This is a genomic window from Massilia sp. P2_C2, assembly GCF_056404615.1.
Genome location: NZ_JBFUDR010000033.1, coordinates 1 through 25,798 on the forward strand (window position 1 = coordinate 1; position 25,798 = coordinate 25,798).

At 65.5% G+C, this 25,798-nt stretch carries 18 protein-coding genes and 1 pseudogene; 5 read left to right on the plus strand and 14 right to left on the minus strand.

All coding sequences use genetic code 11. From position 1 onward, the window contains the following. From AC1DYX_RS06240 to AC1DYX_RS06260, 5 genes are all read left to right on the plus strand, one after another. Window positions 1–814, plus strand: an 814-nt coding sequence (locus AC1DYX_RS06240) for a hypothetical protein (protein ID WP_477257379.1), incomplete at its 5' end; no start/stop codon positions are given. Further along, window positions 814–1,323, plus strand: coding sequence for a hypothetical protein (locus AC1DYX_RS06245; RefSeq protein WP_477257381.1), 510 nt, complete (start codon window positions 814–816; stop codon window positions 1,321–1,323). The genes AC1DYX_RS06240 and AC1DYX_RS06245, both read left to right, overlap by 1 nt. Window positions 1,324–1,467: 144 nt before the next feature. Continuing rightward, window positions 1,468–2,262 carry a hypothetical protein gene (locus AC1DYX_RS06250; RefSeq protein WP_477257383.1) on the plus strand — a complete coding sequence of 265 codons (795 nt, stop codon included), beginning with the start codon at window positions 1,468–1,470 and terminating at the stop codon, window positions 2,260–2,262. A 1,508-nt stretch (window positions 2,263–3,770) separates the two neighbouring features. Then, window positions 3,771–4,916, plus strand: a complete 1,146-nt coding sequence (locus AC1DYX_RS06255) for an integrase domain-containing protein (protein ID WP_477257385.1) — start codon at window positions 3,771–3,773, stop codon at window positions 4,914–4,916. A 397-nt stretch (window positions 4,917–5,313) separates the two neighbouring features. Next, a complete protein-coding gene (locus AC1DYX_RS06260) occupies window positions 5,314–6,180 on the plus strand; it encodes a DNA-binding protein (protein ID WP_477257387.1) in 867 nt (288 codons plus the stop codon). Window positions 6,181–6,551: 371 nt separating this feature from the next. Here AC1DYX_RS06260 and AC1DYX_RS06265 read toward each other — a convergent pair whose 3' ends face one another. From AC1DYX_RS06265 to AC1DYX_RS06330, 14 genes and pseudogenes are all read right to left on the minus strand, one after another. Next, window positions 6,552–6,791 carry a tannase/feruloyl esterase family alpha/beta hydrolase gene (locus tag AC1DYX_RS06265; protein ID WP_477257431.1) on the minus strand — a complete coding sequence of 80 codons (240 nt, stop codon included), beginning with the start codon at window positions 6,789–6,791 and terminating at the stop codon, window positions 6,552–6,554. Next, window positions 6,783–7,514 (minus strand): annotated as a pseudogene (locus AC1DYX_RS06270) (tannase/feruloyl esterase family alpha/beta hydrolase); the annotation flags it as partial. The gene AC1DYX_RS06265 and the pseudogene AC1DYX_RS06270, both read right to left, overlap by 9 nt. A gap of 51 nt (window positions 7,515–7,565) precedes the next feature. Beyond that, the gene (locus AC1DYX_RS06275) at window positions 7,566–9,572 is read right to left on the minus strand and encodes an eCIS core domain-containing protein (RefSeq protein ID WP_477257389.1); all 2,007 of its coding nucleotides are present in this window, start codon (window positions 9,570–9,572) and stop codon (window positions 7,566–7,568) included. A gap of 69 nt (window positions 9,573–9,641) precedes the next feature. Beyond that, the gene (locus tag AC1DYX_RS06280) at window positions 9,642–11,195 is read right to left on the minus strand and encodes an eCIS core domain-containing protein (RefSeq protein WP_477257391.1); all 1,554 of its coding nucleotides are present in this window, start codon (window positions 11,193–11,195) and stop codon (window positions 9,642–9,644) included. Window positions 11,196–11,217: 22 nt separating this feature from the next. Continuing rightward, window positions 11,218–12,075, minus strand: coding sequence for a hypothetical protein (locus AC1DYX_RS06285; RefSeq protein WP_477257393.1), 858 nt, complete (start codon window positions 12,073–12,075; stop codon window positions 11,218–11,220). 11 nt (window positions 12,076–12,086) lie between these two features. After that, window positions 12,087–12,866: a hypothetical protein gene (locus AC1DYX_RS06290; protein WP_477257395.1), complete on the minus strand. Its 780-nt coding sequence runs from the start codon at window positions 12,864–12,866 to the stop codon at window positions 12,087–12,089. Between the two features lie 20 nt (window positions 12,867–12,886). Beyond that, the gene (locus tag AC1DYX_RS06295) at window positions 12,887–15,007 is read right to left on the minus strand and encodes a phage tail protein (protein ID WP_477257397.1); all 2,121 of its coding nucleotides are present in this window, start codon (window positions 15,005–15,007) and stop codon (window positions 12,887–12,889) included. A 5-nt stretch (window positions 15,008–15,012) separates the two neighbouring features. Further along, window positions 15,013–16,008, minus strand: a complete 996-nt coding sequence (locus AC1DYX_RS06300) for a hypothetical protein (protein WP_477257399.1) — start codon at window positions 16,006–16,008, stop codon at window positions 15,013–15,015. 2 nt (window positions 16,009–16,010) lie between these two features. Next, window positions 16,011–18,815 (minus strand): hypothetical protein, encoded by a 2,805-nt coding sequence (locus AC1DYX_RS06305; protein ID WP_477257401.1) that lies wholly within the window; start codon window positions 18,813–18,815, stop codon window positions 16,011–16,013. Between the two features lie 2 nt (window positions 18,816–18,817). Next, window positions 18,818–20,950 carry a putative baseplate assembly protein gene (locus tag AC1DYX_RS06310; protein ID WP_477257403.1) on the minus strand — a complete coding sequence of 711 codons (2,133 nt, stop codon included), beginning with the start codon at window positions 20,948–20,950 and terminating at the stop codon, window positions 18,818–18,820. A gap of 3 nt (window positions 20,951–20,953) precedes the next feature. Then, window positions 20,954–24,418, minus strand: coding sequence for a putative baseplate assembly protein (locus AC1DYX_RS06315; protein WP_477257405.1), 3,465 nt, complete (start codon window positions 24,416–24,418; stop codon window positions 20,954–20,956). Then, window positions 24,415–24,828 carry a GPW/gp25 family protein gene (locus AC1DYX_RS06320; RefSeq protein ID WP_477257407.1) on the minus strand — a complete coding sequence of 138 codons (414 nt, stop codon included), beginning with the start codon at window positions 24,826–24,828 and terminating at the stop codon, window positions 24,415–24,417. Before AC1DYX_RS06320 ends, AC1DYX_RS06315 begins: the two co-directional genes overlap by 4 nt. Window positions 24,829–24,832: 4 nt before the next feature. Then, the gene (locus AC1DYX_RS06325) at window positions 24,833–25,114 is read right to left on the minus strand and encodes a PAAR domain-containing protein (protein ID WP_477257409.1); all 282 of its coding nucleotides are present in this window, start codon (window positions 25,112–25,114) and stop codon (window positions 24,833–24,835) included. Window positions 25,115–25,127: 13 nt separating this feature from the next. Further along, window positions 25,128–25,793 (minus strand): phage baseplate assembly protein V, encoded by a 666-nt coding sequence (locus AC1DYX_RS06330; protein ID WP_477257411.1) that lies wholly within the window; start codon window positions 25,791–25,793, stop codon window positions 25,128–25,130. Between the last annotated feature and the right edge of the window lie 5 nt (window positions 25,794–25,798).

Here is a 25,798-nt window from a genome sequence, read left to right on the forward strand (position 1 = left end):
GAGCTATATACAGTCATGCTTCCTGTACGCGACACTCGTTGCCGCGAACCTGCGTCGGGACGACCAAGAGATCCCGTCACTCGAATATCTGACGTGCGCGCTTGCAGCAACTCATGAGCTCTCGGAAAAAATTTACACCCGACTGTATACCGACAAAATCCTAGTCCCGGTTCCGGCATCAATCGCGAATAACACCAGGCTCGATGAGGCAACCGGTGCAGGGACAATCAACTTGCGCACGAGACGATGGGTGCTCGCCCGCGATATTGCAGGACGGTCGCTGGACGACATCTTCGCGGTGCTGTCCGACCGTCTGGACCATCCCGAGCCGCAAACAGTCGAGGAGCTCTGGTATCTGGTGGCAGAAAGCGAGTGCAAGAAGTATTTCATCAACGTGTGTGCGGGCTACACATTCGGCCGGCCGGAGCTCTTCTCGTCCAAGGTTGCTGCGGACATCCGGTACTGCCTGGACCGTTTTTCGATTGGCGAAGTCTGTAACATCATCCATTACACGCTGAAGGACCTGGCGGCCCTCTCCCTGCGACGAGGATATACACGTCAAAAAATCTACAACATGGTCCCGGGTAGCCTACGCCGCGCGGCAGACTATCGACTTGCGAACGGTAAACCGATTCACCCGTGGCGCCGCCCTTCGCCTTCGACCGAGCCGTGGCTGACTACCATCCTGCTGGACGATGTGCTCAAAGGTGGCGACATCTCCTTCAAAACACTGAAAGGGAAAGAGGTAGCCACTCACGTCCAGCGTCAACTTGGGAGCCCGGACGAGGCTAATCCTTCCGCGATGAGGAACTGATGGAGACTCCTGGCCCGAAGAACGATGCTCCTGGCAGACGTTCTGGCGCGGCCGATCAGAACCCGCTCGACGCCAGCGAATCGCCCCCGATCGACAGCCGCAAAAACCGCGTGACTACGGCAGACTTTGTCGCGACCTTGATTCGGGAAGAGGCAGAGTACCGCCGGGAGCAGCTGGCCTCACACGAGTTGTTGCGAGGTCCGGAATYCCGCGCGCGCCTGCGCATGTCGCCTCAAGCTTTGAATCGGGCCTTGAAGGCCAAGCGCATATACGCCCTGCGTGGCCCGTCCGATGAGCCTGTTTACCCGGCGTTCTTTACCACGCGATCACCCGGCCGCACAGCCCTCGAGCGCGTCTGCAAGGCATTGGGAGACCTGCCCGGAGGATGCAAGCACTTCTTTCTTACCAGTAGGCGGCTTTCGCTAGGTGCCATGACTCCGTTGCAAGCGCTTGCGAGAGGAAAGGAAGATGAGGTTCTTGCTTTGGCCGAAGCTTTCAGGGAGGAGTGAGCCCCACGTCGGCAGTTCAGCACTCGTCTCGACATTCGAAACGCGCCAGATAATGCCCGCGCATCGTGACGGCGAACCGAGCGTGCCAACCATGGTCAAATCCTTGGGCAGCGCGCAACATATCCACAATACCGGAGGCTTCAAGTGCGAGCCCGAATCATCGACACCTGCATCAGCGAAATCCGCAACGAGCATCTGGACGGCTTGCTCAGCAGGATCGCGACGACGACTTTTCCGGAGACATACCGCGTGATGCTGTCGTTCTGCATCCGGACCGACAGTTTGAAAGCGGCGATGCTCAGTACACTTGAATCAGGCAACACCTACGCATTCAAGACGCTGCTGCGATGTCTTTGCGAGCACTATCTCGAGTTTCTCTACATCTGGGTCCGCTTCACGCTCGAGAAGTCCGACGCTGCTGCGACGGAATACGATCGTTTTTGCGGCGCTCATGAGTTGCAAGATGGCCTCGATATCTTGACCGCGGCTGCGGCCGGCTCGCTTGTTTCGAGGAATGTTCCACTAGACTTCCGTACATTGATCGAGACCCATTACCCCGACGTCGCAAGGCTCGGGAGCGAGGCGCTCGCACATCGGGCCGAGCAGTTCCGCTGTCGCTCCATCGTTGAGTTCCTCGCGCGCGCCGACTCTGGCGTCTCGCCGGACGAGCTTCCGCTCCTGGATCGCGTCATCCCGACCCTCGCGCTACCGACGACATTTGACAAGGAAGGTCCATACATGGGTATTGGCCACGCCGACGAGTTGGAGCTCGGTACACTTCAGGACTCGGTCGACGACGCGGAACTCGTCGTCGCGCTTCCCGCGATCGTCTTCATGTTCACGGCACTTGCCATCTCCAGAGAGTATCCGGAACACGAGGATATAGCCCCCTCGATCTGCGCCTCGATTGAACGATCGGCACTCGAAAGCCGGTGTTGAATCAACGGCGCGCGACGCCGGCTCGCCGTCGGGGCATCGGGACGCATGGCCCGGTCGCATTCCAACGACAGACATGCGTTTCGCGGAAAAGCACGGCCAGTGCAGGTGCCGTTCGCCTGGCTCGCTCGGCTTCAGATGACGACGTCGAGCGGTCGCGACCATGGCTGCCGGCGCGCGCGACGAATCGATCTGGCCCCATGACGTGCCCCTTGCGCCATCGCTCGAACGGCTCGACTTCCCATCGCTGACGTGCTCGAAGACCACGGCAGCGCGCGGCAAGCACCTGCTCAGGGCATTTGCGGCTGCCTTCCGTTCCCGCGCTGATTGAAGCCGGTTTCAAACCGGTTTCAATTCCGCGCAGCTGCCGCCGTCCGCCGCAGACCTCAATTTGAAGCCGGTTTCAAACCGATTTCAATTGAAAGTACCCAAGACCAACCATCCCAGCCCTCCAGTTGAAACCGGCTTCAATTCGGCTTCAATGCATTTCGCATACAACGCAGTTTTATGCTTACCGGCAGCGCAGATTATCGTGAACTGAACATCCACGTCAACAAACAGAGGTAGCCACACCGAGGGCGCGTCCATAGAGCGCCGACGACCGCGAAGCGACCTTACAACGATAAATCAGCCCAATTTACAACGATCTTGTTGCGGTACCTCATAGACCCTTGGCCCTTTACCGCATAGGATGTGGGTTCCGAAGGTCTCCGGACCTCCACGGTTTCCGTGGCGTTGCGGTCGTCACCCGCATAAATGATCAATCCTGTTGTCCTTAGTCCGCCCCTGCAAAGCGGTGGCAGCGGTCCAGAACTGCGCCATCCCGGAGCGACGCGAGTCCCGCGTTGCCCTGTTCACGTGACCGGTCTCCCGGCATGATTGGCCGTCCAAACGACTCGATCGGTTGGCGACCTGATATCGTTGCTCGACGATGGTATCGATCCTGTCCCAGGCCTGCCCGACAGGCCAAACACCGTAACCTGTACCGGCATCGGAGCTGCTCGACGGCTCCCCGGTACAACTATGCACATGGAACCAGATTCCTGTGCCGGCTTGCTGGCCATGCGCCAGCGTCAAATGAAACGTGTACTGATGCGTCGCGCTACCGCATGTCGGTGCCTCGAGTCGCCTTGGACCCTAGAGGTCAGGCGCCGGGGTCGGCGTCGCATCCCGTCGTGGCTCCGGTGGTAGGAGCTGGGATAACGACGGCATACACCGATCCCTGTCCACCGAACCGAACGGCTTCGTGCCGTTCACCGCAGATGCCTCGCGCATCGCGGGAGATGCGCCGTGCGTAGCAATCCGCCGGCGTGTCAACGATTCATTTTGACGAACACCAGGCCTCACGGCCGAACTTATCCCGTCGTGCGCGCCATCGGGGCGCCGCGCACGACGCAAGCCAGCCCCGGTCTCCACGCCGCCGTCAGCACGGCGTGGCGGCTTGACTCGTGCCATGCGAATCGCGCAGCACGTCGCTGACACAACCTCCTGACGAGAAACCGGAGTTGGAAATGAAATGCATCAAGAAGGGCAGCAAGCGAGCTGGCCGCGACATCCCGCGTATGCCCCGACCGGCGGCGGCCGACATCGAACGTGACGCAAAGAACTGGAAGCCTGTTCTCGGGCGCATCATTGCCGAGAACAATTGGAAGCACGCGACCAAGGACAAGGGCGTGTCGCACCGAACCCAGGAGGAACGACGCGACGTTCTATTCCGCGTCTTCAAGCTCCTGCGCGACGCAGGATTCAAATTCGCTCCCTACGACCTGGGCGGGCGGCACATCCAGTTCCTGATGCGGTACTGGACGGCGGCGCCCGGCATTGAAGAAGAATTGAAAATACGAGGAAGCAAGCTGCCGCCGCCGCCCTCTCCGCTGAAGCCTGCCACTATTCAGTCGCTGTTGTCGACGCTGCGCACGTTTTGCCAGTGGATCGGCAAGCCGGGCATGGTCCGGTCAGCCGAACATTACGTGGACAAACACCTTGTCAAGCGCACTTGTAATGCGACGCGCGACAAGACCTGGTCAGTTGCCGGCGTTGACCGTGCCGCTATCGTCGCCAAAGTCACCCAGACTGATCAGGTGGTGGGCCTGCAACTGGAAGTGATGCTCGCGTTCGGGCTGCGGCGCAAGGAAGCCGTCATGTTCTGCCCGACCCTGGCTTGCGTGCCCGCCTATGCCCTGCCTGATGGCGAAACGTCGATGCCGTGTGTAGCCTTCCTCAAGGTCAAGCGCGGAACGAAAGGCGGGCGCGTTCGCTACGTGGCCATACGCAGTGAGATGCAACAGGACGTCTACCAACGGGCCCTCAAGGCCGCCCCGCATCAAGGCGCCCATATCGGCTATCCGGGAAAGACCCTGAAGCAAGCACTCGACAGGTTCACCAACGTGCTGCGCAAGTGCGGAGTCACGCTGGAGCAGCTCGGCGTCACCCCGCATGGGCTGCGGCACGAGTTCGCCTGCGACCTCTACTACGAACTCACCGATGCATTGCCGCCGGTTAAAGGGGGTGATCCTCACCTCTCGCGTGAGGTAATGGATGCGGCTTACCAGGAAGTGGCTCGGCAACTTGGGCATGGCAGGCCGCAGATTTCGGGTGCATATCTCGGCCCCCCCGTTCGCGTCCGACCGCCAATCTTTCCTGGCTCTGAAACTTAGGCCGTGCTCACGAGGCTTTATTGAATTGCATGCGACGGACCTGTCACAGCTTGCCTGGCATGAGCGCCAGCAGGCGATTCGAGCGGCAGCTGCAATGACTACGTGTCGCTTGCGTTCGACATTCCAGCTTTTACGCTCTGGTTGGACAGTACCCAGGCTGCGCGTAAAAGCGCGCAAAAAACTCGTGCTTTCAGCCTCGATCTCGGAGCAGTTCGGTTGCATGATCGAGCCAGGCCAGGCGACACATCAAACCAGCATATGACGACCACAAAGGTTGCCGAAACCGTTGCGGCATCCGCAACGCCAGCACTGGCTCTCGCCGGCGAATGAGCTTGGTACTCGTTTTACGATAACGTACCGTAACGTAACCGAAAAGATAACGTAACTGGAGGTCAGGATGGGCCGCACCGCAATGGTGAAATACGAACAGGTAGCCTCAGCTGCGGAGGAATGCAGATCCATCGGGCGAACGCCAACAGCCAAATTGATCCGACAGCTGCTTGGCGATGTGGGAAGCTACGGCACCATCCAGAAGCACCTCCTGGATTGGCAGTCATCCCGAGGAGAGGCGCCAGCGACGCGAATGCTCCCGCAAGAACTCCAGGAAGCGGTTTTCAGATTCGTTGACGAGGAAGGCTGCCGAATCAACAGGGCACTCAGGCAAGACCTCGAGAGCAGTAAAGATGCCCTGCGTGATCTCGCCGAGGACAGTGAGCGTTGGTTCGAAGATGCAGACCGACTGCGTGCGGAGTTGGTCACGCATAGCCGCGAGAAGGCGGAGCGGGATGGACGAATCGCTCGGCTGCTCGATGAGCTGGCCGCTACCCGCGAAGAGAGAAATTTTGAGCGTCACGACGCGGAGCGTGCTCGCCACGAGCTGGCGGTAGCACAGGCGCGCTTGGACACGCTGTTAACACTCGAAGAAGAGTATCGCAAGCTGCGCGCCGAATTCGAGGCCCAACGTGAAGCGTGCGCGCGCGCTGAACAAAACGCCGCCGTCCTGGCAGCACAGAAAGCGGGGCTGGAGGTGCGGCTTGCCGAGATCAAGGAAACTGACTCAGCCAAGGATGGTGCGCGCGGCGCCAGGGACGATGGGCACGGCGACAAACCAGCGCGCACGGCGCGAACAGCCACTGCACGCAGCAAGACAGTCCTTCGGACGAAAGATGGTCCGGGTACATCAAAACGAAAGCAACTGGACGAGACCAGTGCCGGGATCAACGAGGACTCCGAGGAAGACCCCAGACAGTGCAAGCTTTGCTGACGGCCCCGGCAATGGCGCAGCACATGGCGCGCCTGCCTGTGTCATACACGATCACCGTTGTTGCCGATCTAAATTCGCATGACATCAACAGCGGAACTGCCGGTGTTTCGGCAATCCCGCTGGACCATGCAGACTCGGAAAGCCCAACCTGAAGACGCAGCTCGTTACGGCGCAGGAACCCCCTGCACCTTCGGCGTGTACGCCGTATAGAAGATCGAGCCGGGCCACGACGGCGTGCGCACGTTGTAGCGGGCATTGGCGCTGACGTAGTTAGCACCGTCATGCCAGTCCCCGTTGCCGGTGTACCGGGCCAGGGCCGGATACGGATACACCGGGCGCGATGCCGTCTGGTTGCACGCGCTGTCGAGCTTTTAGGTCATGACCGAACCCGGCGCCACACTCTGCTCCACCCAACCGGTGATCTTCGAGACCAGGTCGATACTGTCGTCGCCTTCGCCACCGCCGCAGTGGGCCACGCCCGGCACTAGGTACAGGCGCGCGAACTCGTCGACCGTGCCCTGGCCCATCTGGCTCTGGCCGCTCACGATGTTGTAGCTGAACACGCCGGACTTCACCGGGACGGGCGCACTGGACGAGCCAGTTCTTGGCACCTCGACACCGACCCAGTTACCCTCCGAACCYGGTAGCGGACGGCCGATCTGCATCAGCGCGCCGGTCTTCGCATCGACCGGACCACCATAGATCCTGCCGGCGGCGACCACCTCGGCTTGAGTCAGGCACTGGCTCGTGTCTTGCGCACCGGCCGGGCACGCGATCGAGGCCGGATCGAAGTTGCAGGCGCGCGGATCGGAGATCAGGCCGTCCGGCGTGTCGGCGCAGGCAGCGAGCACGGCCTTGTGCAGCACGGCGACCTTGTCCGGATACAGAACGGAATTGCCGTTGCTGTCGCCGGTCGTGCTGTTGGCCACCACGCTCCAGCCGTGATAGACCGAGTTCTGGACCTGGAAGTGGGCAGCGGGCGCGCCGGCAGTGATGCCATTGTAGTCGTTCGGATAGCGCTGCGCGGCCATCAGGGCTTCACGGCCGCCATCCGAACAGCCGACGAAGTACGAGAACTTCTGTTCCTGGCCATAACAGGCCTTGATCAGCTTCTTCGCCGCCAGCGTGGTGATGTGCTGGCCGCGGTAGGCGAAATCGGCCCGCTTCTGCGGGTCGGTGGTCCAGCTCGGGTCGTTGCCTTGGTGGCCCATGTCGGTCGCCGCGGTCACGAAGCCGCCCTGCTGCACCAGCGGGCATATGTAGCTGAAGCCGAACGAACTCTGCTGGGTCGGATCGCTGAGATTGCCGCACAGACCGCCGCAGCCCAATGCCGCGAAACGCTGGGAAAGCCGTGGCGATTCAGTCCGGCCACCAAAATCTCCGCGTTATTCCACGATCCCGCCCAGTCCCTCAACAATTGGACGACACAACGTGCAAGGGTCAGGACGTTGTCCGCCGGCCCACGATATACCCCAGCGCCTCACCTTACTTCCTTCAGGCAACGCTCTCGCAATATTCTGTTCTGCATGCAACGGGCCGTTTACAACATTTACGTTCATTTCCCCAAGAGCACGCTTTTGTATCGGGCTTAAGCTGTTGCTCGATCCCGAGCCATACACGACACGCGTACCATCTGGTAACTCGACCTCCGCGAGTGCAACCGTGCTTTGCGTGCGGGTCATGGGCGAGCCCAGTCGACGTGGTGTCTTTATATCGCTTGGATTCATATGCGCGAGGTCGTGAACCTCACGGGCGGCGGCGCGCAAATTCCCATCGCCGCGAAGGCGGTAATCGATGCCTGCCTTGATGTTCTTTCCGCTTTGTTCAGCCGGCTTCAGGCGCTCCTCGGCTGCGCTCTCCTCGACTTTCGTCGATGCTGAACTTGGCTTAGAGGCTTCTCCTAGGGGCTTCGGAGTTTTTGGCGCAGACTTAGGGACAGCGGTATCTTTGCCTACGTTGGAAGGGTGTATCTTGGGTGGCGTCAGGTCCGCCACTGTAGCTGGCGAAGTTCGTGTCGACTTCACCATGCGCGACTCCATGATGTTCGACAACTGGCCTGCGCCCCCCTTCTCGACACCTGCTGCCACCTTCTCGCCCGCAATATCGGCTGCCGCCGCCTCGCTGAACAGGGCCACCAGCGCATCGAACGCTTCCAACGCCTTGTTGATCACGCCCTGGAATACCTGCAAGGCACCCTTCGCCGCATCGCGCAGTAGCCCAACGGCATCGACGAAAATTCCCTTGATCCAGTTGAACGCCTCCACGGCTTTGCCTGCCACGAACTCGGCAGCTTTCCCGACGAAGCTCGCCCCCTTGGACATCAGGGCTCCGATCTCCGCGCTAAAGACGAGCAGCAGTGCTTGCGCGATGAGGGTGCCGATGATCTCGCCGATGCCCTTCCCCATCTCGTAGAAATCCTTGTCGAGGAAATCGAATAGCGAATGCGCGGCGCCGGCGCCGATACTGCGCGCCTTCGAGAGCGCCATTTGCATCAGGCCGTCGAGAAAGCCCGAGAACTTCTGTGCCGCGCTCTTCGGATCGCTCACGAACGCTGCCAGCGATGCGCCCAGTTCGCCCATCAGTTCATTGAGTTTGACGGTCAGTTGGGCAATTCTGCTGCGCCGCTCGGCGCTGATGGCCACCCCAACCGGCGACCATTTCGCTAGCCATTCGAGCCCCATCCCGCCGAGCTTGACCAGTCCGATCACACCCTTCACCAGATCCGTGATCGGGCTGACGAGGCCGATCACCAGGCCCACCAGATAGCCGCCATAGAACTTGGCCGCGTTCCAGGGGCGTAGGAGTTCGTGAAGATGAGTCTTCGCGGCGTCGGCACGTCCTGCCTTGACATCGGACTTCAAGCCACCGACGAATCCCTCGAGGACTGCCTTGATGAAGGGCCACGACGCGTCGCTGGTCGCCTTCTGACCGATGGTGTCGATCAAGCCGGTTCCCAAGGAAAATTGCTCCTCCTCGGGCGCGCACTGGATGCGCTGCTCCGACAGCTTGGGCACATGCGATGCGTCCGGTTCGCGCGCATCACGCTCATGAACCGAATCGGCCGGATCGACTTGCGGATGGAGCGACGCGGCGGCCCAGTGCTGCTGCGCGACATGCCGCAATTCATGCTGCAGCAGCGCCTCGCCCTGCTCGGAACCCGGGTCGTAGCGCCCTGCTGCGAACCCGATATCGCCGCCGATCGTGAACGCCGCCGCGTGCAGCGATCTCGCGGCCCCGTGCGCCGCCGGCTCGTCATGCACGCGAACATGGCCGAAGCCGAAGCCATGGTCCGCGGCGGCGCGCTGCTGGACGTGCGCAGGCAGCGCCTTCCCGGTACCGCGGACTGCGTCGACCGCCCGCGCTGCTGTATCTTTTTGCACGTGTGCCCGCATGACCTTTTCCTCAGAACGACGGCAACGTCCCTACCAAATGTCGATTAGACGACTGCTACGCATCCTCACTCAGTGAACGAACGGCAAAGGCGGTTGCTGCGGCCGCCAATCCACCCCTGTCTTGCTTGCATTTTTTTCAGGATCCAAGAGTGCCTGTCCGGTGGCGCTGCTGATCATCTGCCTGATCGGTGCTTCAACCAGTTTCCCGAACTCGCTGAGGTTTCCGCCACTCCGCKCGTGCAGGTCTGAGAGCTGCGCCGGAGTAAATTGCCCGATCTGATAGGTCTTCGCCGATGAGCGTCCTTCACCGATAGGGCTCACTTTCAACTCCACCTTTCCGGAGACGCGGTCGTAGATCGCAACACCCTCGTAGCCGCCGCCCTCGGTGATAATCCCGATCGCGCCGTAGCTCGAGCGCGTCGGTTGCTCCAACTGCCTCCACCCGCCAGCCTCGTCACTCACAGGCTTGATCTCGACTTGTACCAGCAACGGCGGTTTTTCGGCAGCGACCAGGCCAATTGATTTCGGCGGACTGATCTTATGCGCGGCTACCGGCTTTGGCACAGGAACTGGCTTCGCCGAAGATGGCCCATACGAAAGAGCTTGCGACTTAACTGCTGTCATAGCCGACGTGTTCGCTTTCATTGCAGGCGGGACGTTTGGCATCTGCGAATTGCCAGCGACTGGTGCGGGTTTCTGCTGCTCTTGCGCGACGGTCGTGGCGCCCCAAGGGCTGATCGGCGTTCGCCCCGTAGTCCCAATGATCCCGCCGCGCTTTTCGATTAGGATCTCGCTTAACGCAGTGCTCGATGCAGCCCCCTTTTGGGCGCTTCCGGCAGCAGCAAGGCCCTGAGCAATAATCTGTCGCGCATCCTCCTGACCAGCAGCCTTTTTTTTCGCCACTTCTCGCGCGGCTCCAACCACAGCGAGGCTGACCATCCGATTTTCTTGATAGGCGTGTGGTAGCAGGACTTCGTCCAATACTTTCTGCGGCGTCCTATCAAATCGGTCTTCGTCGAGGTGCTCAAAGTCGTCTAAAGTCACGCCTTTTCTATTGAAGTAATTTGCCAGGTACTCGGGAGAGGTCATTGGGCCAAAACCTAGCTTTGCAATGACGCTCGGCACATCCCCGGATTGACGAATGATCGCCAGAATCTGCTCTCTGTTAAAAAGTAGATGCGATTTCATCGGGCCAGCTTCATCCTCCGGCGCGCGCTGGATGCACTGCTCGGACAGCTTGGGCACATGCGATGCAAGCGGTTCGCGCGCATCGCGCTCATGAACCGAATCGGCCGGATCGACTTGCGGATGAAGCGACGCGGCGGCCCAGTGCTGCTGCGCGACATGCCGCAATTCATGCTGCAGCAGCGCCTCGCCCTGCTCGGAACCCGGGTCGTAGCGCCCTGCTGCGAACCCGATATCGCCGCCGATCGTGAACGCCGCCGCGTGCAGCGATCTCGCGGCCCCGTGCGCCGCCGGCTCGTCGTGCACGCGAACATGGCCGAAGCCGAAGCCATGGTCCGCGGCGGCGCGCTGCTGGACGTGCGCAGGCAGCGCCTTCCCGGTACCACGGACTGCCGCGGCTGCCTCTGCCGCAGAATCTTTATGCACGCGGGCCTGCATGGCTGATTCCTCGGAATCGGCGCTAGCCGATCGGCGTCGTCACCGTCCCGGGCTGTGGTGCCGGCTCATGCGCGTTGATCACCGGGTCTCCGCATCGCCACCAAACCGGCGCCGGCGTGCGCACCATGCGCCGACATGCGCAGTTGTCGATGGAACCGACTTTGCCCTGTGCATCGACCTTGACGACCGCGAGCACCACCCACGGATCGCTCGGGCATGGCGGGCAGTCGGGAACGGCGGCGGGCTCGAGAAACGAGCCCATGCCAGGCGGATTGGCATGCGAGTCCGGGCAATTATCAAGCACACAGACCTCATAACCATCCTGCCAGCGCGAGTACTCGCAGCTGGTGTCGTCGCAACCACAGCCGACCGGCGTCACGCGCACCGGACGTGCAGGCACTTCCTTGTAGCGCACCGCAATATACAGTGGGGCGGCGGTGTTCCCGTTTGTGTCGACGGTGCGCTCGGGGCACAGCGGATCGATCACGATATCGTCGCAGGCATCGCCACCGCCCGCCGTCGTGCAGCGCGTGCGCAGATCGAAGCAGATGTCCTGCTCGATCACGATCTCGTCGCCGTACGGCCCCAGGATGTAGCCGGGACGCACGATCACCATCCACGGCTTGTTGCTCAGCGCGACCTTCGCGCCGCACACCACGCCCCAGCCGTGCAGGTAGCGGTTCATGCGGCGCAGCTTATTGCGGAAATACTCCTGGCCGAGCGTGAGGTCGTCGGGCGTGACCAGCTGGCGCGGAAAGAAGCGCGGGCGCTCGATGCTTCCGCGGCCGGTGACGCCACCCGCCGACGAGGTTGCCGAGGATCCGCACCCGCCGCCGCATCCGCACCCGCCCGTCGTATTGCTTGAGATTCTCGTGGACATGTCGCTTCCTTTCAGTACTTGCCGGTGCGCCGGTTCGAGGAGTCGTGGGTGAGCGCAAGCACCAGTTGCCAAAGCAGGTCGAGCGTGTAGACGATCGGCCGCACCTCGATATGGATGTCCCTGAGTTCAAGCGTCTTCTCCGCCTCGGGGAGATGAATGTTGGCCAGCGTGATACATCCCGGGCCGCTGTCGCAAACACACGTTTCGCTCACCCACGCGACCAGGGCGTGGTAATCGACGTTGTTGCCCTTGATGAGCCGTCCGATGGCAGGGTCGACCTCGATGTCGGGCGCCCTTCCCGGCTCCAGCGACAGCGAGTAGCCTTCGCGGACAGTGCCCGGGGAACAGCGCGTGGCGGTGTCGCAGCCGCCCGCCATCACAGGCTCGGGATCGGTCTTGCATTCCTCGTAGCAGATGACCAGGTGCACCCAGTTGTCGTCGCATGGGTCCCCGCCATTCCTGTCCCCATGATTGCCGGGCGAGACCTGGTCCGCGGGCGGACGCGCGGGGATCGCGAGCGGCTTGGAACGGGCCGGCACGACGATCTCGCGCCCCTGCTTGTCGAGCGCCAGGCCCGGCATCACGACGACGCTGCGTTCGCCTTCGCCAATGTGCACATCGAGCCCGCACACCACGCCGAAGCCGTCGACCAGACGGTTGTGCATCCACTGCTTGCGCTTGAAGTAGGCCTGCTCGGACTCGAAATGACGAACGTCGAGCAGTTGGCCATAGAAGTAGCGCGGACGGGTAAAGCTTCTCAGCGCATCGCATTCGACCGGATCGTCTGGCATATCGTTTCTCCTGATTCGCATTAAAGTTGTGCTCCCGCGCCTACGCGGCTGTCCACGCCGAGCCTGGAGCGCGGTTGCCCGCCCAGCACCAAGGGTCCATCGCCCAGTCTCCCCGGCTCGACCGGGCCACCGCCGAGCAAGGTGTCGATGCCGAGCGTGGCCTGGAAGCCCACGCGCAGGCCGGACTCGATCACGCACACCTCGTAGAGCGTGTGCGCCGGCTTTTCGCGCTCGACGATCGCGCGTACCTGTTCCAGCTTGCCGGCGCAATGCAGCTCACCCGGATAGAGCCGGACCAGGAAGCGATAGGCTGCGGCGTCGAACAGCGGCGTGCCGAATTCGTCCTCGGCGATCAGTTGCGAGTGGTCGAGCGTGGCGGTGCTGCCGACCACCGCGCCCTGGCTCTCGGCCGGTGCGAGCCCGGTGTTGATGCCGAGGATGGAGTTGGCGCCATYGGTCCAGCCGYCGGCTTCGCCAGGCCTGCAGGAAGCGGACGGCGCGGGCAGCACCCACCAGCCCATCGCCTGCAGCGGCTCGTCGATCAGCGCGCGCACGCCGGCCTCGTCGCGCAAGGCCTCCAGCAGGCCGGCGACCGTGCCGCGCCTGGCATAGCGCGCGTAGGCGCCGGCGATCGATTCGCGCTGCGCTTGTTCCTGCTGCACTTGCGGCAACGCCAGCGCAAGGAAGCCGGCCAGCCACGGCAGCGCGTCCGCGGGCGCCGCGGTCGGGGCGAGCAAGGCCGGCAGGTCGTCGATCTTCGCTTCCAGTTCATCGAAGAAGCTCTCGAACAGACTCAGGTAGCGCTGCAGGAAGTTGTCGCGTTTCGGGAGATCGTCGCGTTCCGGAAACTCGCGATAGATCGCCGGCAGCGCCTGCAGGTAGCTGGACTGGTCGAAGTCGACCCGCGCCTGCGACAGCGCCGGCGTCGCGTGCAAGTCGCTGGAGAAGCGCGCCCCCAGCCACAACGCCTCCTTCGCGCCGCGGACCAGGTCGATGAAGAAGTTGGTCACGTCGTTGCCGACCGCACGCCATGGCGCGTCGAAGCTGCCGTCTTGCGAAGGCGGTGGCGGTGGCGTTGCGCGCGCGCCGGTAAAGACGAAGAAGTTCACGTGGCTGCCCGCGGGCAGGTCGATGGCGGCGTGCAGGCGGTTCCATTCATGCGCGAGCGTGTCGAAGACGATGGCGTCGCTCCACAGCCAGCCTTCGGCCGCATGGCTGGCGTCCAACCGCAACTCGAACGGCACGATACCGCCACCGGGGGACGCCAGCAGGCTGCCCGCCCCGTCCGGCGCCAGCGCAGCCGCGAACCCTTCATAGCCTGCCGCATCGCCCGCGTAACGGTAGCTTCCCGCCTGGTCGCGCTGCCAGACGGCGATGCGCCGGCGCCCCGGATCAGGCACGTAGATCGTCCCATCGATCACCGTGAAGACGCGCGCGTCCGCGACGCCGGTCGCAACCACCTCCAGCAACGCATCCTGGGAAAACACGCACAGTTCATGCGTCGACAGGTCGAGCACGAACACCCGCGACGCTTCGCAGGCGACCGCGCCCGGATCGTCGGCATGGCCGCTGGCGCGCACCATGTCGCCGAACGCCGCCACCCTGTCTCCCGTGTCGGTGAAAAGTTCGACCCGCCGGGCGCCGGCATCGGCCACGTACAGCCGGCCCGCGTCGTCCAGCGCCACGGATCGCGGCGTCTCGAACCCATCCAGCACTTCCGACAGCGTCATCGAGTCCAGGTCGACGATCTTCACGCAGTGGTTGCCGGCATCCGCGATGTACAGCGCATGGCGTCGCGGCGCGATCGCCAGCCCCGCAGGCCGGTCGAGCCGGGTGGCGCCGGCTCCGCGGCCGCCGATGCACGGCGCTGGTTCGACAGCCCCGAAGCAGCCATCGATGCGCCAGACGGTGTCGCTTGTCGGATCGGAGAAGTACACCGAACCGTCCGCATCGGCGGCCAGTCCCGCGGCCGGTGGCGCCGCATCCTGCAGTGCCGGCATCGGCGCCATGCTGCCCTCGAACGCGGGCAGCCCCGGCAGGCGCAATGCGCCATCCTGGCCGAGCACGAGCCCCTGCCAATGGAAGCGCGGCCAGGCGCCGTCGTCGTTCAGGTAGCGAAAGGGGCGGATATCCTGGGCCATGGCATTCAACTTTCGACGCCGATCCAGTCGATGCTCCACTGGTCGACCACCTTCTTGGTCAATTGATCTTTGAAGTCGCTCGCTTTTGTCGGATCGGGATCCTCCTCCGAGGGCGGGAACTTCGACAACAGAGAGTCCGGTACGAGCAGCGAGAATGTGAATCCCGATGCGTTCGCACCCAGCAGCATGACGAAGCCGTCGAGCAGCCTCGCCACCTTTTTCGTGCCCACGTCGAAAGTGAACTCGCGGCTGCCCATCACCTGCGCGCTATAACTCGGCGTGGTGCGGAAAGCGGCCTTCGTGGTATCGACGTCGGCGACGATCTGTACACCGAAACCCGAGGCGTCCGCCAGCTGCACGCTCCAATCGACCTTCCCCACGGTGCCACTGAAGGCATAGGGCTGCGCCGCCGGCCTGGCATTGCGGCGCTGCGCCAGCGAGAGCGGTTGCTCGAGCTTACAGTTGAGCACCTGGGCGCGTGCCAGCCGCAGGAAGGCGCCACTGGTGAGCGCATCCCGCAGCGCCTCGTTCTCTTTCGTGGGCAGGCGGTCCGGCGCCGGTCCGAGGCGCACCCAGCAAAACATCGGCGTTTCACGCAGGCGGATCGCGCCTGCGGCCGGTGTGCCGCAGACACCCTGGCGCGTCTCGGCCACGTTGAGCGCACGTTCATCCGGATAGGACACGGTCAGGTCGAAGAAAACCGGCGCGCCGAAGTTGTCGCCCGCGACCGGCGGTACGGCCAGCACCATGGTTTCGGTCAGCACGATTTCGCGTCCGCTCGAATCGATCGCGTAGCCGGGCTGGATCGACACCTCCCGGTCGCCTTTGGCGCCGCTCACCGCGAAACCCGCGCCGATGCCGGGCTGGTGCAGGCTCTGGTTGTGCAGCCAGCGCATCTGGCGGTTGAATTCCTCGACGCCCTGCAGGTCCGAGGCGAACAGACGCTGGCCATCGAAGAAAGTGCTGCGCTCCACGAAACGGGTGTCACCGATGATCGACATGGTCAGGAGTCCTCCAAAGAAGTTGCCGGCGAGGCGGATCCGCAAGCGTCGCAGGGCGCCTGCGCGGGGCAGTCGTGGTCCACCGCAAACTCCTGCTGGCAGCCGATCCAGCGCACCACCACTTGCTGTTTCCGGGCGAACGTGGCGAAGGCGCGCGGGAAGTCGGCGTTGAAGCGCGTGATCAGGGACAGCGTCTCGGGGCGGAAGCGATAGGGTTGCGTGTCCTGGATGAAGAACAGCAGGTGACCGCCCGTCGCGCCCTGGATGAGCGGCCACACGCCGCGCGACTGGTACCGGCCGGAGAGAAGGTCCAACCCATAGGCGGTCGCGGGTAGGTGGTCGTCGAGTCCTTCGAGCGTTTCCATGCGCACCACCGGCTGCCATGCCGGGAAGGCCAGCTGCTGGATCGCGGGAAGGCTCACCGCGGCCGGGCCGATGATGCCGCCGTCGATCCAGCCCCGGCCGACGATCCCGTCACCGTGATCCAGCCCCGGCAACAGCGTGATCACCTTGCCGTCGATCTTCTCCACATAGCCTGGATTCGAGCAGTCGGCATGGTGGAGCAACGGACCCACCACATCGCCTTCACGGAATTCGACGTCGCCATCGACCTCGATTTGCGCCTGCTTGGCTCCGGTGACGAGTACCATGTCGCGCCAGTGCACCGTCGCCAGGCGGTCGCCCGGCGCCAGCGTTCCCGGCGAGTCGGACAGCACTACCTGCGCGCCGTCGATGCTCACGACCTGCACGACGGCACCCGCCCCGGCGGCAGGCACACGCATCACGCAATCGCCCGGGCTCAGTGCGCCGGGTTGGCCGATGGCGACGACTGCCGGCTCGGCGTCCTGGGCAACGACGGTGACGATGCGCGGGAAGCGGCCCACCGCAAGCGTGTCCAGGCGCGCCGCACCGGCCAGCGATCCGGCCAGCGTCAGGGTCTTGCCGGCCACGCTTGTCACCGGCACCGCCGCCACGAACTCGTCGACCGTGCGCAGGGCTACGAAGTCGCCGGCCAGTGCCGCCCCGGCGCGGCCGACCTTCACCGTGTCCGGATGCCCGGGATCGAACACATCGACCGTCGTTGCCCCCTGCCAGTTGACACCGACGAGCACGGACGTGGCGTCGACGCCCAGCCGCGCACCAAGCTCCCTCAACTCGAGTTGCTTCTTTTTCTTGTCGATCTGCTCGACGACAGCGAGCTTCGAAGTGTCGTCGGCAGCGGCCACGAAGTCGCCGACACCGAAAGGACCGACCGTGTCGAGCTCGACGATCCTGCCGTTCCTCGCCTGCAGGCTTGCGATGGTAATGCCGGCGGCCAGCGGTACGACGCCCTGGATGACCGCGATGTCGGCCGCCGGCGGCACCGGCTGCACCTCGATGGTGGCGCCGCTGCGGTTGACGACCTGCGACGTGGCCGCCAGGGGCACCTTGTCACCGTCCAGCAGCACGATCGACATGCCGGTCGCCACGGCGTGCGTGGCCGGCACCAGCTCCAGCACCAGGCTGGCACCGTCGGCCGACACCGCCGCCGTTTTCACGGCGACGCCGGCGTCCATGCGCGCGATCATCAGCGCATCCGTCGCGACCCAGCCGGCGAACGGTTTGCCAACGGTGAGTTTGCCCTTCGACACGTGGTCGATCATGGCGCGCGCGCCGTCGGCAGTGCGTTGCAGCAGGTCGCCCTTCCTGACCGGCAGCGTGGCCGTAAACGCGGCGACCACGGTCGGATCCTCGGGCAGCACCTGCTGCACGGAGGCCATGCGCGGGAGGTTGGCAACGGCAAGCATCGTTTCGCCCGCCTTCACCGGCAGCGCCGCCGCGAGCGTCAGCTTGTTGGCCGCGATCTTGTCGATCGCCACGACCGAGCCGGCACGGGGACGCAACTGCGCGACCATGTCACCCACCTTGAACGACACTTGCTGTTCCACTGTCACCAGCAACCGGTCGCCGATGCCGCGCTCGATCGACGACACCCTGTCCGTGCCGCTCCAGGCGTTGTAGCGGCGGCGCCCGATTTCCGTCATCAGCAGGCGGAACGTAAAGCCGTCCACCGTCGGATCGGCGACGTGCGGGAAGAACGCCGGTGCGAAATCGGCGGTCTTCAGGTCCCAGGCCGGCGCCTGCAGGCTCGCGATGTAGCGCGGAACCTGGGTGAAGCCGCTGGCCGAGGTGTCGATGTGCGTCTGCACCCCGACGACCTGGCTCACGATGCCGCCCCTGCCGTCGGGTCGCTCGACCACCCAGGGCTCCCAAGGGGTATCGCCCTGGACGGTTGCGCCCGTCGCCAGGCGCGGCCGCGCGAGCGGCCTGGCCTGCTTCGGCACGAAGCTGTCGTCGAGCGTGCCGTTCGCGAACACGGCCAGGATCACTTCGCTGGCGGGATCGAACGACGCGGACAGGCCCCAGGTCAGTTGAACGTCCTGTTCGAGCAGGTGTGCGTCGGCCGCCACGCAAACGGCGTCGCCAGGTGTAGCGCATGAGCGCGCCGCCGCGGCCTTGTATTTCAGGCGCAGGATCTGCAGGCCCGGACCAGCCGGCTTGTCGATGCTGCGTACGCGTTGCAGGATCAATTCGCGGCCGCGACCGTCGTACGCCAGTCCGCACGCCACCTCGATTTCGCGGGGATTCTTCTCGGACAGCCTGGCGGCGAGCCCGTAGGCCACGCCACCCGTCGAGTGCAGCGCGCGGTTGTGCAGCTGGCGGCGCAAGGCGTCGAAGCGCTGCTGGTCGCGGGCATCGATGCTGCGCAAAGTCTGGCCCTGCCAGTAGCGCAGCCTGTCCAGCTTGGGTCCGTAGGGTGTCGACATGGTCAGGCCACCTCGATGTGGTGCGGGCCCGCGGCGACCAGCCAGGTCGGGCGCAGGCAGAGATTGCCGCAGGTTGGTGCGCAGCCCTCGGCGGCCAGGTCCAACGACAGCACGTGGTCGACGCCGGGTGTCTGGTCGATGACCTGCATGACCTCGGCGCGGAAGACGTCGCGGCCCAGCGGCCAGCCGGTGCCATCGGGCCCGCCGGCCAACGGGTCGAAGAAGGCGTCGAGCGCCTGCGCAACTTGCGCGGAAAGCTGCCGCTTGTCGACGCCGTCGAAACATTTGAGCGTGGCATGCACCGTCACCTCGAGGTAGCGCGGGCCGGCGACAACGACCCGCGTCCCGATGGTGCGCCGCGCCTCGATGTACGCGGCGATGCGTTCGATGAATCCGGCGCCCGGCATCGGGCGCGCAAGCGGCAGCGTCGGCAGCACGATCACCGTGACCATGCCGGGCGCGCGCACGCATTCGAGTGCGGGAAAAAGGTTGGGCCGCGCGATGGCGCGCGCCACGCGCACGCCCGGCGTCGCACGTGCGATGGCCTCGAAGTCCTCGGCGGTCACCGCGCGCAGCCGGGCTTCGCGCAATTCGATTGCGCGCCCGAGGGCATGCGCGAGCGTCTCGGCCGCGGCCGCGGCTTCGATCCCGACCGGCGCTTCGGCGGCGATGCGGCCGATGGCGCCGGCGCCGCCGAAAGCCCGGTTGTGCGGCGTGTCCGCCAGGCCGGCCAGTTGCGCCAGCGCGGGGACCGGCTGGGCGGCTTCGTAGCTTGCAAACAACTGGCAGCCGGACGGCAGCACCCTCCCCTTCTCGCCATCGCCGACGGTGACTTCGCCGCGGGTCGGATCGAGGCGGATGTGCGCATCGTTGCGCGTGGATGCCGCGAAGTCGTCGACCTGCGTCCATGTCCGGTAGCGCTCGCCTTCGACGCTGAACAGCCGCACGCTCGATTCGACCAGCGGCCGCTCGTCCAGGATGAAGCGTTGGGCGGGCTCGCCGGTGCCGATGCCTGCGAGCGCGCCTTCGATGACGAGCAGGCCTGCCGTGGTCGCGGTCGCGGCCTGGTAGGCCAGCACGACGAGGGCCGGGGCGCCGGGCGTGCCGTCCACTGCCAGCGCGACAATCTGGCCCTGCTCCACCGTGAGCCGCAGCACGGCGGACTGGCCCGGCGTGAGGCTGCCGCTCGCGACGGTACCGGCCCTGATCGGCCACGAAGTAATCGCCGGCACCGACTGCACCAGCTCGACGCCGTTGGCGAACAGCCGGCTGGCGCGCGGCGCGGCATCGAACGCGCCTTGCCCGAAGCGGCAGCGTACCCAGTAATACGGTTGGGCGACGCGCCCCAGCAAGGCGGGTTTCATCGCCTGCGCCGGCCGCAACTGGACACTGCCGGCCAGGCTGAAGGCGCGGGTGTCGTCGATCGCGTCGAGCGCGCGCCACACGCCAGATGCGCCGGCGTCGGCAAGGTATTCCCACAGCACGCGCGCACCATGGTGCACCCGCGGCCCGGCGCCGTCCCGGTGCGCCGCGATGCGCGCTCGTTCGGCCGCGCCGGCCTGTTCGCCTTCGATCCCGACATGGAGCCGGGTCCAGCTGCCGACAGGCAGGGCCTGGTCGAAGCCCAGGTAGAATTCGGCGCCGGGCGTCGGATCTTCACCGAACAGCGCGATGCTTTCGCGCCGCATCCATGCCGCCGTGCAGTTCTGGAAGCCCGTGGCGTCCTTGCGCTGGAACGCACGCAGGCTCGCGGCGGCCACGTCGACCGGCGCCGTCGAGCGCAGCAACACCGCCGTGCCGTCGACCAGCGTGCCGGCGAACTGGCTCCCGGCGGGCAGCGCCACCGGCCCCGCGCCCGCGGTGATGCGCAGCTCGCTCGCCACGGTGGCGGGACGTACCGGTGCGGGACGCACGCCCATCAATGCCAGCAGGCGCAGCTTCTGCGCGCCGGTCAGGCGGTTGAGCCGGTAGATGTCCATCTCCGTTACCGAGGCCAACAGCTCCATCAGCGTGATGCCGGGGTCGGAGGCGTTATGATCGGTCCACTCCGGCGCGAACAGCGGAATCAGCGCCCGGCCCTGCTCCACCAGGTCCGACCAGCGGCGATCGTCGAGATTGGGCAGCATGATCGACATGGTTCAGGCTCCCGATTCGTCGATGCGCAGCACGATCGGTCCGGCCGCGACCAGTTCGTGGTCGGCCACGCGCACCGACTCCCCTTGCGGCATGCCGCCGACCACGAGCACCAGCGACTCGATGTAGTCGACGCCCGGCACCCGTTCGAGCTCGGCCGCCACGTCGGACATGTAGACATCCCGGCCCAGCTCCCATCCGGTTCCGTTCGGGCCGCCCAGCACCGGATGCAGGAAGCGTTCGAGCGCATCGCGCACCCGATTCTCCACCGCGCCAGCCTGGCTGGGATCGCTCGGCGTGATGCTGGCGGCGACCCCCACCGGCAGGTAAGTCGGGCCGATCACGCGAATGCGGCGCAGGGCTGCCAGCTCGGCCGGGGCGCGTGCCTCGATGTATTTGCGCACCTGCTCGCGCAGGCCGAAGGACGGATAGGGCTGGGCCTCCAGGCTGCCCGGCACGATGAGCACCGTGACCCATCCCGCGCGCGTATTGCCGGATGGGCTCAGGCCGGGAATGGCGCGCACCATCTTCACCGCCGGCGAAGCCTGGACGGCCAGCGTCTCGTAGTCGGCCGGCGCCATGGCGCGGCCGCGATGGCGCAGCGTGCGCGGACCGCGCTCGAGCACCGCCGCAGCCGGTTCGCCGTCGGCGCCGCCTTCCGCCGCGCGCGGATTGAAGACATCCTGGATGCCCGGCACCACGCCCAGCAGCAGCTTGATCGCGCCCGCTGCCACGTTGCCCCTGGAGCCGCCGCCCACGCTCACCTCGCGCACCAGGATGGCCGCGCCCGCCGGCGGCACGCGGCCGTTCAGGCCGTCGCCGAAGTCCACGCGTCCGCTGCTCGCATCGAGCGCGTAGTGGCGGTCTCGCGGCGCCGAAAAGAACAGCTGTTCGCGCCGCGTCCACAGCACCCAGGCTTCGGTCACCTGCTTCTGCCGGTTGCGCACCAGGCGCAATGGCCCGAGCGCGACCTGGGGATCGGCCGATTCGCGTGCCAGCAGCTGCTCGAACCGGGCCAGCACGCTGCCGTCGCCGTTCCACAGTTCCATGGCGAGGATGCGCCATTCGACATTGGCACGCGCGCCGCCCAGTTCGCGCACTTCGATGCGCTCGCCGTCCAGCACCGGTGTCTGGGTCAGGGCGAAACGCTGGTTGGGCGTGCCGTTGCTGGTGCCAAGCGGCAGGTCGCGCAGCGTGTGCCGCTCCGAAGCCCACACCGCATTGGGATGGAGCGCCGTCAACACCGGTTCGCCCGGCGGGCCATCCTCCTTCAGCCGCGCGCGCAGCCAATGGAGCGGCGCATCGAAACGTGCCAGTTCGCTGTCGTCCGGCTGCGCGAGCACGTTGACGATCCCGGCGCGGCGCAGGTAGCCGGTTTCGTCGTCGGCCGGCGTGCGGGTCCAATCGAGTCCGTCCCAATAGTCCCACACGAGCGCCGGACCGGATGGCGCATCGGGGGATTCGACGACATCGAAGAACAGCCCGAGCTGGTCGACCGGCGGCTTCTTGTCGAATCCGAGATACAGCGCGGGCGTCAGGTCGCGCACGCGCGCGAACGGCGCGAACGTCGTTCCCGGCCACATCGCCTCGGCGGTGCGATCGGCGTAGGCGAAATCGTTGTACGCCAGTACGCGTTCGGCGTGGAACGGCCCGTGCTGCCACGTGTAGCCGATCGCGAAGGACGCCAGGACCGGTGGCTGGGCGGCGACGTAGGTGAACGTATTGTCGCTGCCCGTCGCACCGGTCTTGAACGTGATGGTCTTCTTGAAGCCGTACGAGCCGCTCTGCAGGCGCACGCGCACCCAGCGCGCCTCCTGCTGGTTGACTTTGACCGGCGCCATGTCGACCGGTACGGTGAACTCGACCACCTCGGTGCGGTCGAGGTCGAGCCTGGAATTGGCGAAGTTCGACGTCACCACGAGCGGCGCCCACGTGCGGCTGTTCCAGTACTCCCAGTCGACCTGGTGCGTGAGCCTGGGCGCGTCCGCGACCGCGCCTTCGTCCTGGGGCGAGAGGGTGCGTGCGATGTAGATGCGGACCTTGGCCAGCGGCTTGCCGAAGGCTTCCTCGCTGGCGAAATAGAACGCGGAGCCGGGCTGCGGCTGCTGGCCGAGCGGATAGAAAGGCTTGCTGAGGTCGAGCGCCGCCGCGTCGGCGAAGGCTTTGTCCGGTGCCAGCCCTTCGACCGCCAGCGTCACGTCGACCTTCGGCCGCGCCGCCGATGCCGCCTGCGCCGGCCGGCGCAGGGCGTCGGGCGCCGAGAAAGTCACGCCGGCGAACGTGGCGTCGAACAGATAGGCGCGGCTGGAATCGACGTTGGGGATCTGGTAGACGCCGTCGACGCCGGTGGGCGAGGACGTGTACGCCGCCGGTGCGGCATCTGCCGTGCCGTTGGCGTAGGTCAGGCGGACTATCGCCCCCTCGACGGGCTGGCCGGCAGCATTGCTGACCACCCCGGCCAGGCTGCTCGGCTGGTTCGGCATCGACACTGCGGCCTCGGCGGCATGCAGCAGCCGTAGGACGCCGTCCTGCGTGGGCGCGGCAACCGCCTTGCCGACGGCGATGCGACCGCGCAGTGCGCCGTTGACCGTGCTCGACAGGCGGACGGTGTCGACCTGCGGCAGCGACTGGCCGGGGTCGGGCGGCAACGGCTCGGTCAGGCGCGCACGCAGCCAGTAGCCATCGATGCCGTCCACTCTGGTCTTTGCAGCCGACGCGCAGTCGGTCACGAGGATGAAACTGCCGCTCTGGGTGAATCCGTCCGTGCTGTCGAGCCTGGCGCCGGCGGTTCCCCCGCATTCGAGGTCGGTGCCGACGAAGCCGCGCCAGGTCGCGCCGTCCCAGTATTCCCAAGCCACGCCGAGGGGGCTGGTGGCGCCCTGCTGCAGTTCGAGTTCGATCGTCAGCTGCACTTTGCCCGACAGGGCGAGCAGCACCGGATGCGACAGATACAGGTGATGCGGCGTCGGCTCGAGCAGGCGCGCGGCGAACGGCGCGACCGGCTCGCCGCGCAGGAAGGCCGCGCTGTGGTCGATATACTGGTCGCGGCCCGGCCACAGGCTGACCACCTGCACGATCTTGCCTGCCGTGACGCCGACCGCACGTTCCGTTTCGTAGATGATTTGCTCGCTGCCGGCGAGCGGCGGCGCCGCCACCGGTGTGCGCGCCGGCGCCGAGCCGCCGCTGGCCTGGTCGTTCAGCCTGAACACGACCGGCGCACGCGCGGCCTGCGCCGGAACCAGGCTCAGGCCGGCGATGTCCAGGAAGCCGAGCTGGAGCTTGGTCGGCACCTGCTCCAGCCGCTGGGCCAGCGCTTCGAGATAGCGCGCGGCGATCGCCGCGAGGCCCGCGCCCGCGCTCTTGTCGCTGGCCAGCCACTCGGGCGTGTAGCCGGCTCGGCGCGCGAGGATGGCCGCCAGCAGCGCCTGGGCGTCGCGACGATCCAGTTCGATGGCAGGCTTGGTTTTCACTGCGCGGACCCTTCCTCGAGATAAAACGGGTAGACCAGGTTCGCGTGCGAGTTCGTCGCGCGCACCCGGTAGCTCATCCCGATCAACACCTTGCCTGGATCGGCCGCGTCGGCGGTGGCGGTCACGTCGTCGACGTCGATGCGCGGTTCCCAGTCGGTGAGCGCCTCCAGCACGCGCCGGCGCAAGGCCTCCAGCGTCGCGGGGTTGAGCGGTTCGAAGACGAAGGCGGCCAGCCCGGCGCCGAAATCGGGCCGCATCGCGCGCTCGCCGGGGTTGGTGCCGACGATGATCAGGATGGCCTGGCGCACGTCTTCATCGTAGGCGGCGGTCGCCGTTTCCCCGGATTCGACGGAGACCGGAAAACTCCAGCCTCGGCCGAGGAATGACGCGGTCGGGTCGGTGCCGGCCATCGCCTCAGCCTCCGATTTCCACCATCGGGCACCCCGCGATGACGGGTGCGCCGCAGCCGCTCATGTCGCCCATGCGCGCCGCCGGCCGGTTGCCGATCAGGACCGTCGCGCTGCCCGTGACGATCGGCGTGGGCGGATGCGGGCCGGCCAGCGGCGGCATCGAACACGCATGCATGTCGCCCATGACCGCGGCGGGCACGCCGCCGATGAGCACTGTCGCCACACCCGGGCCGGTGATGACGCCCGGGTGGGCGGTGGGGTCGCCGACGCGGGCTGCTGGGGGCATCGCGCTTCCTTTCTCAGTTGAGCTTGATCGGCAGACCCTGCACCACGCAGGGTCCGGAGGACTGGATGTTGACCAGCGCGCCCTTGATGTCGACCTGGGTGCCTTCGAGCGCGATCTGCAGGGCCTTGAGCTCGATCTTCACGGCCGCCTGCAGTGTGATGGTCTGGGTGGTGTTGTCGAGCGCGATGGACAGCGTGCCCGCCGTGTTCTCCAGCTTGATCTGCAGGGGATCAATGGTGACCTTCTGCATGGTGCTGCTGGTGATGGTGATCGATTGCTCGAGGTCGTCCAGCTCGATCTCGTGGCCCAACCCGCCCGCGATGCCGGTCTTGATGACGCGCTTGGTGAGGAAGTCGGTGGGCAGCGTGAGCGGTGGCCGGTCCTTGGTGCTCCACAGGCCGCCGAGCACATAGGCCGCGCTCGAATCGTTATGGGCAAAGGCGACCAGCACCTCGTCGTCGATCTGCGGCACCCACACGACGCCGCGGCCGGAGCCGCCGCCGATGGTGGCCAGGCGGCACCACGGTTCCAGCGCCGGCACCGACGTCACCCGCACCTGGACCCGGCCCTCGCCGAGCGCATCGAGGTTGTTGGTGACCACGCCGGGCGCGATCGCGAAACCGTCGGCCGGTGCCTCGCCGCCGAACAGGTCGAGTCGTGCGAACAGCTGTTCATCCATGGTGG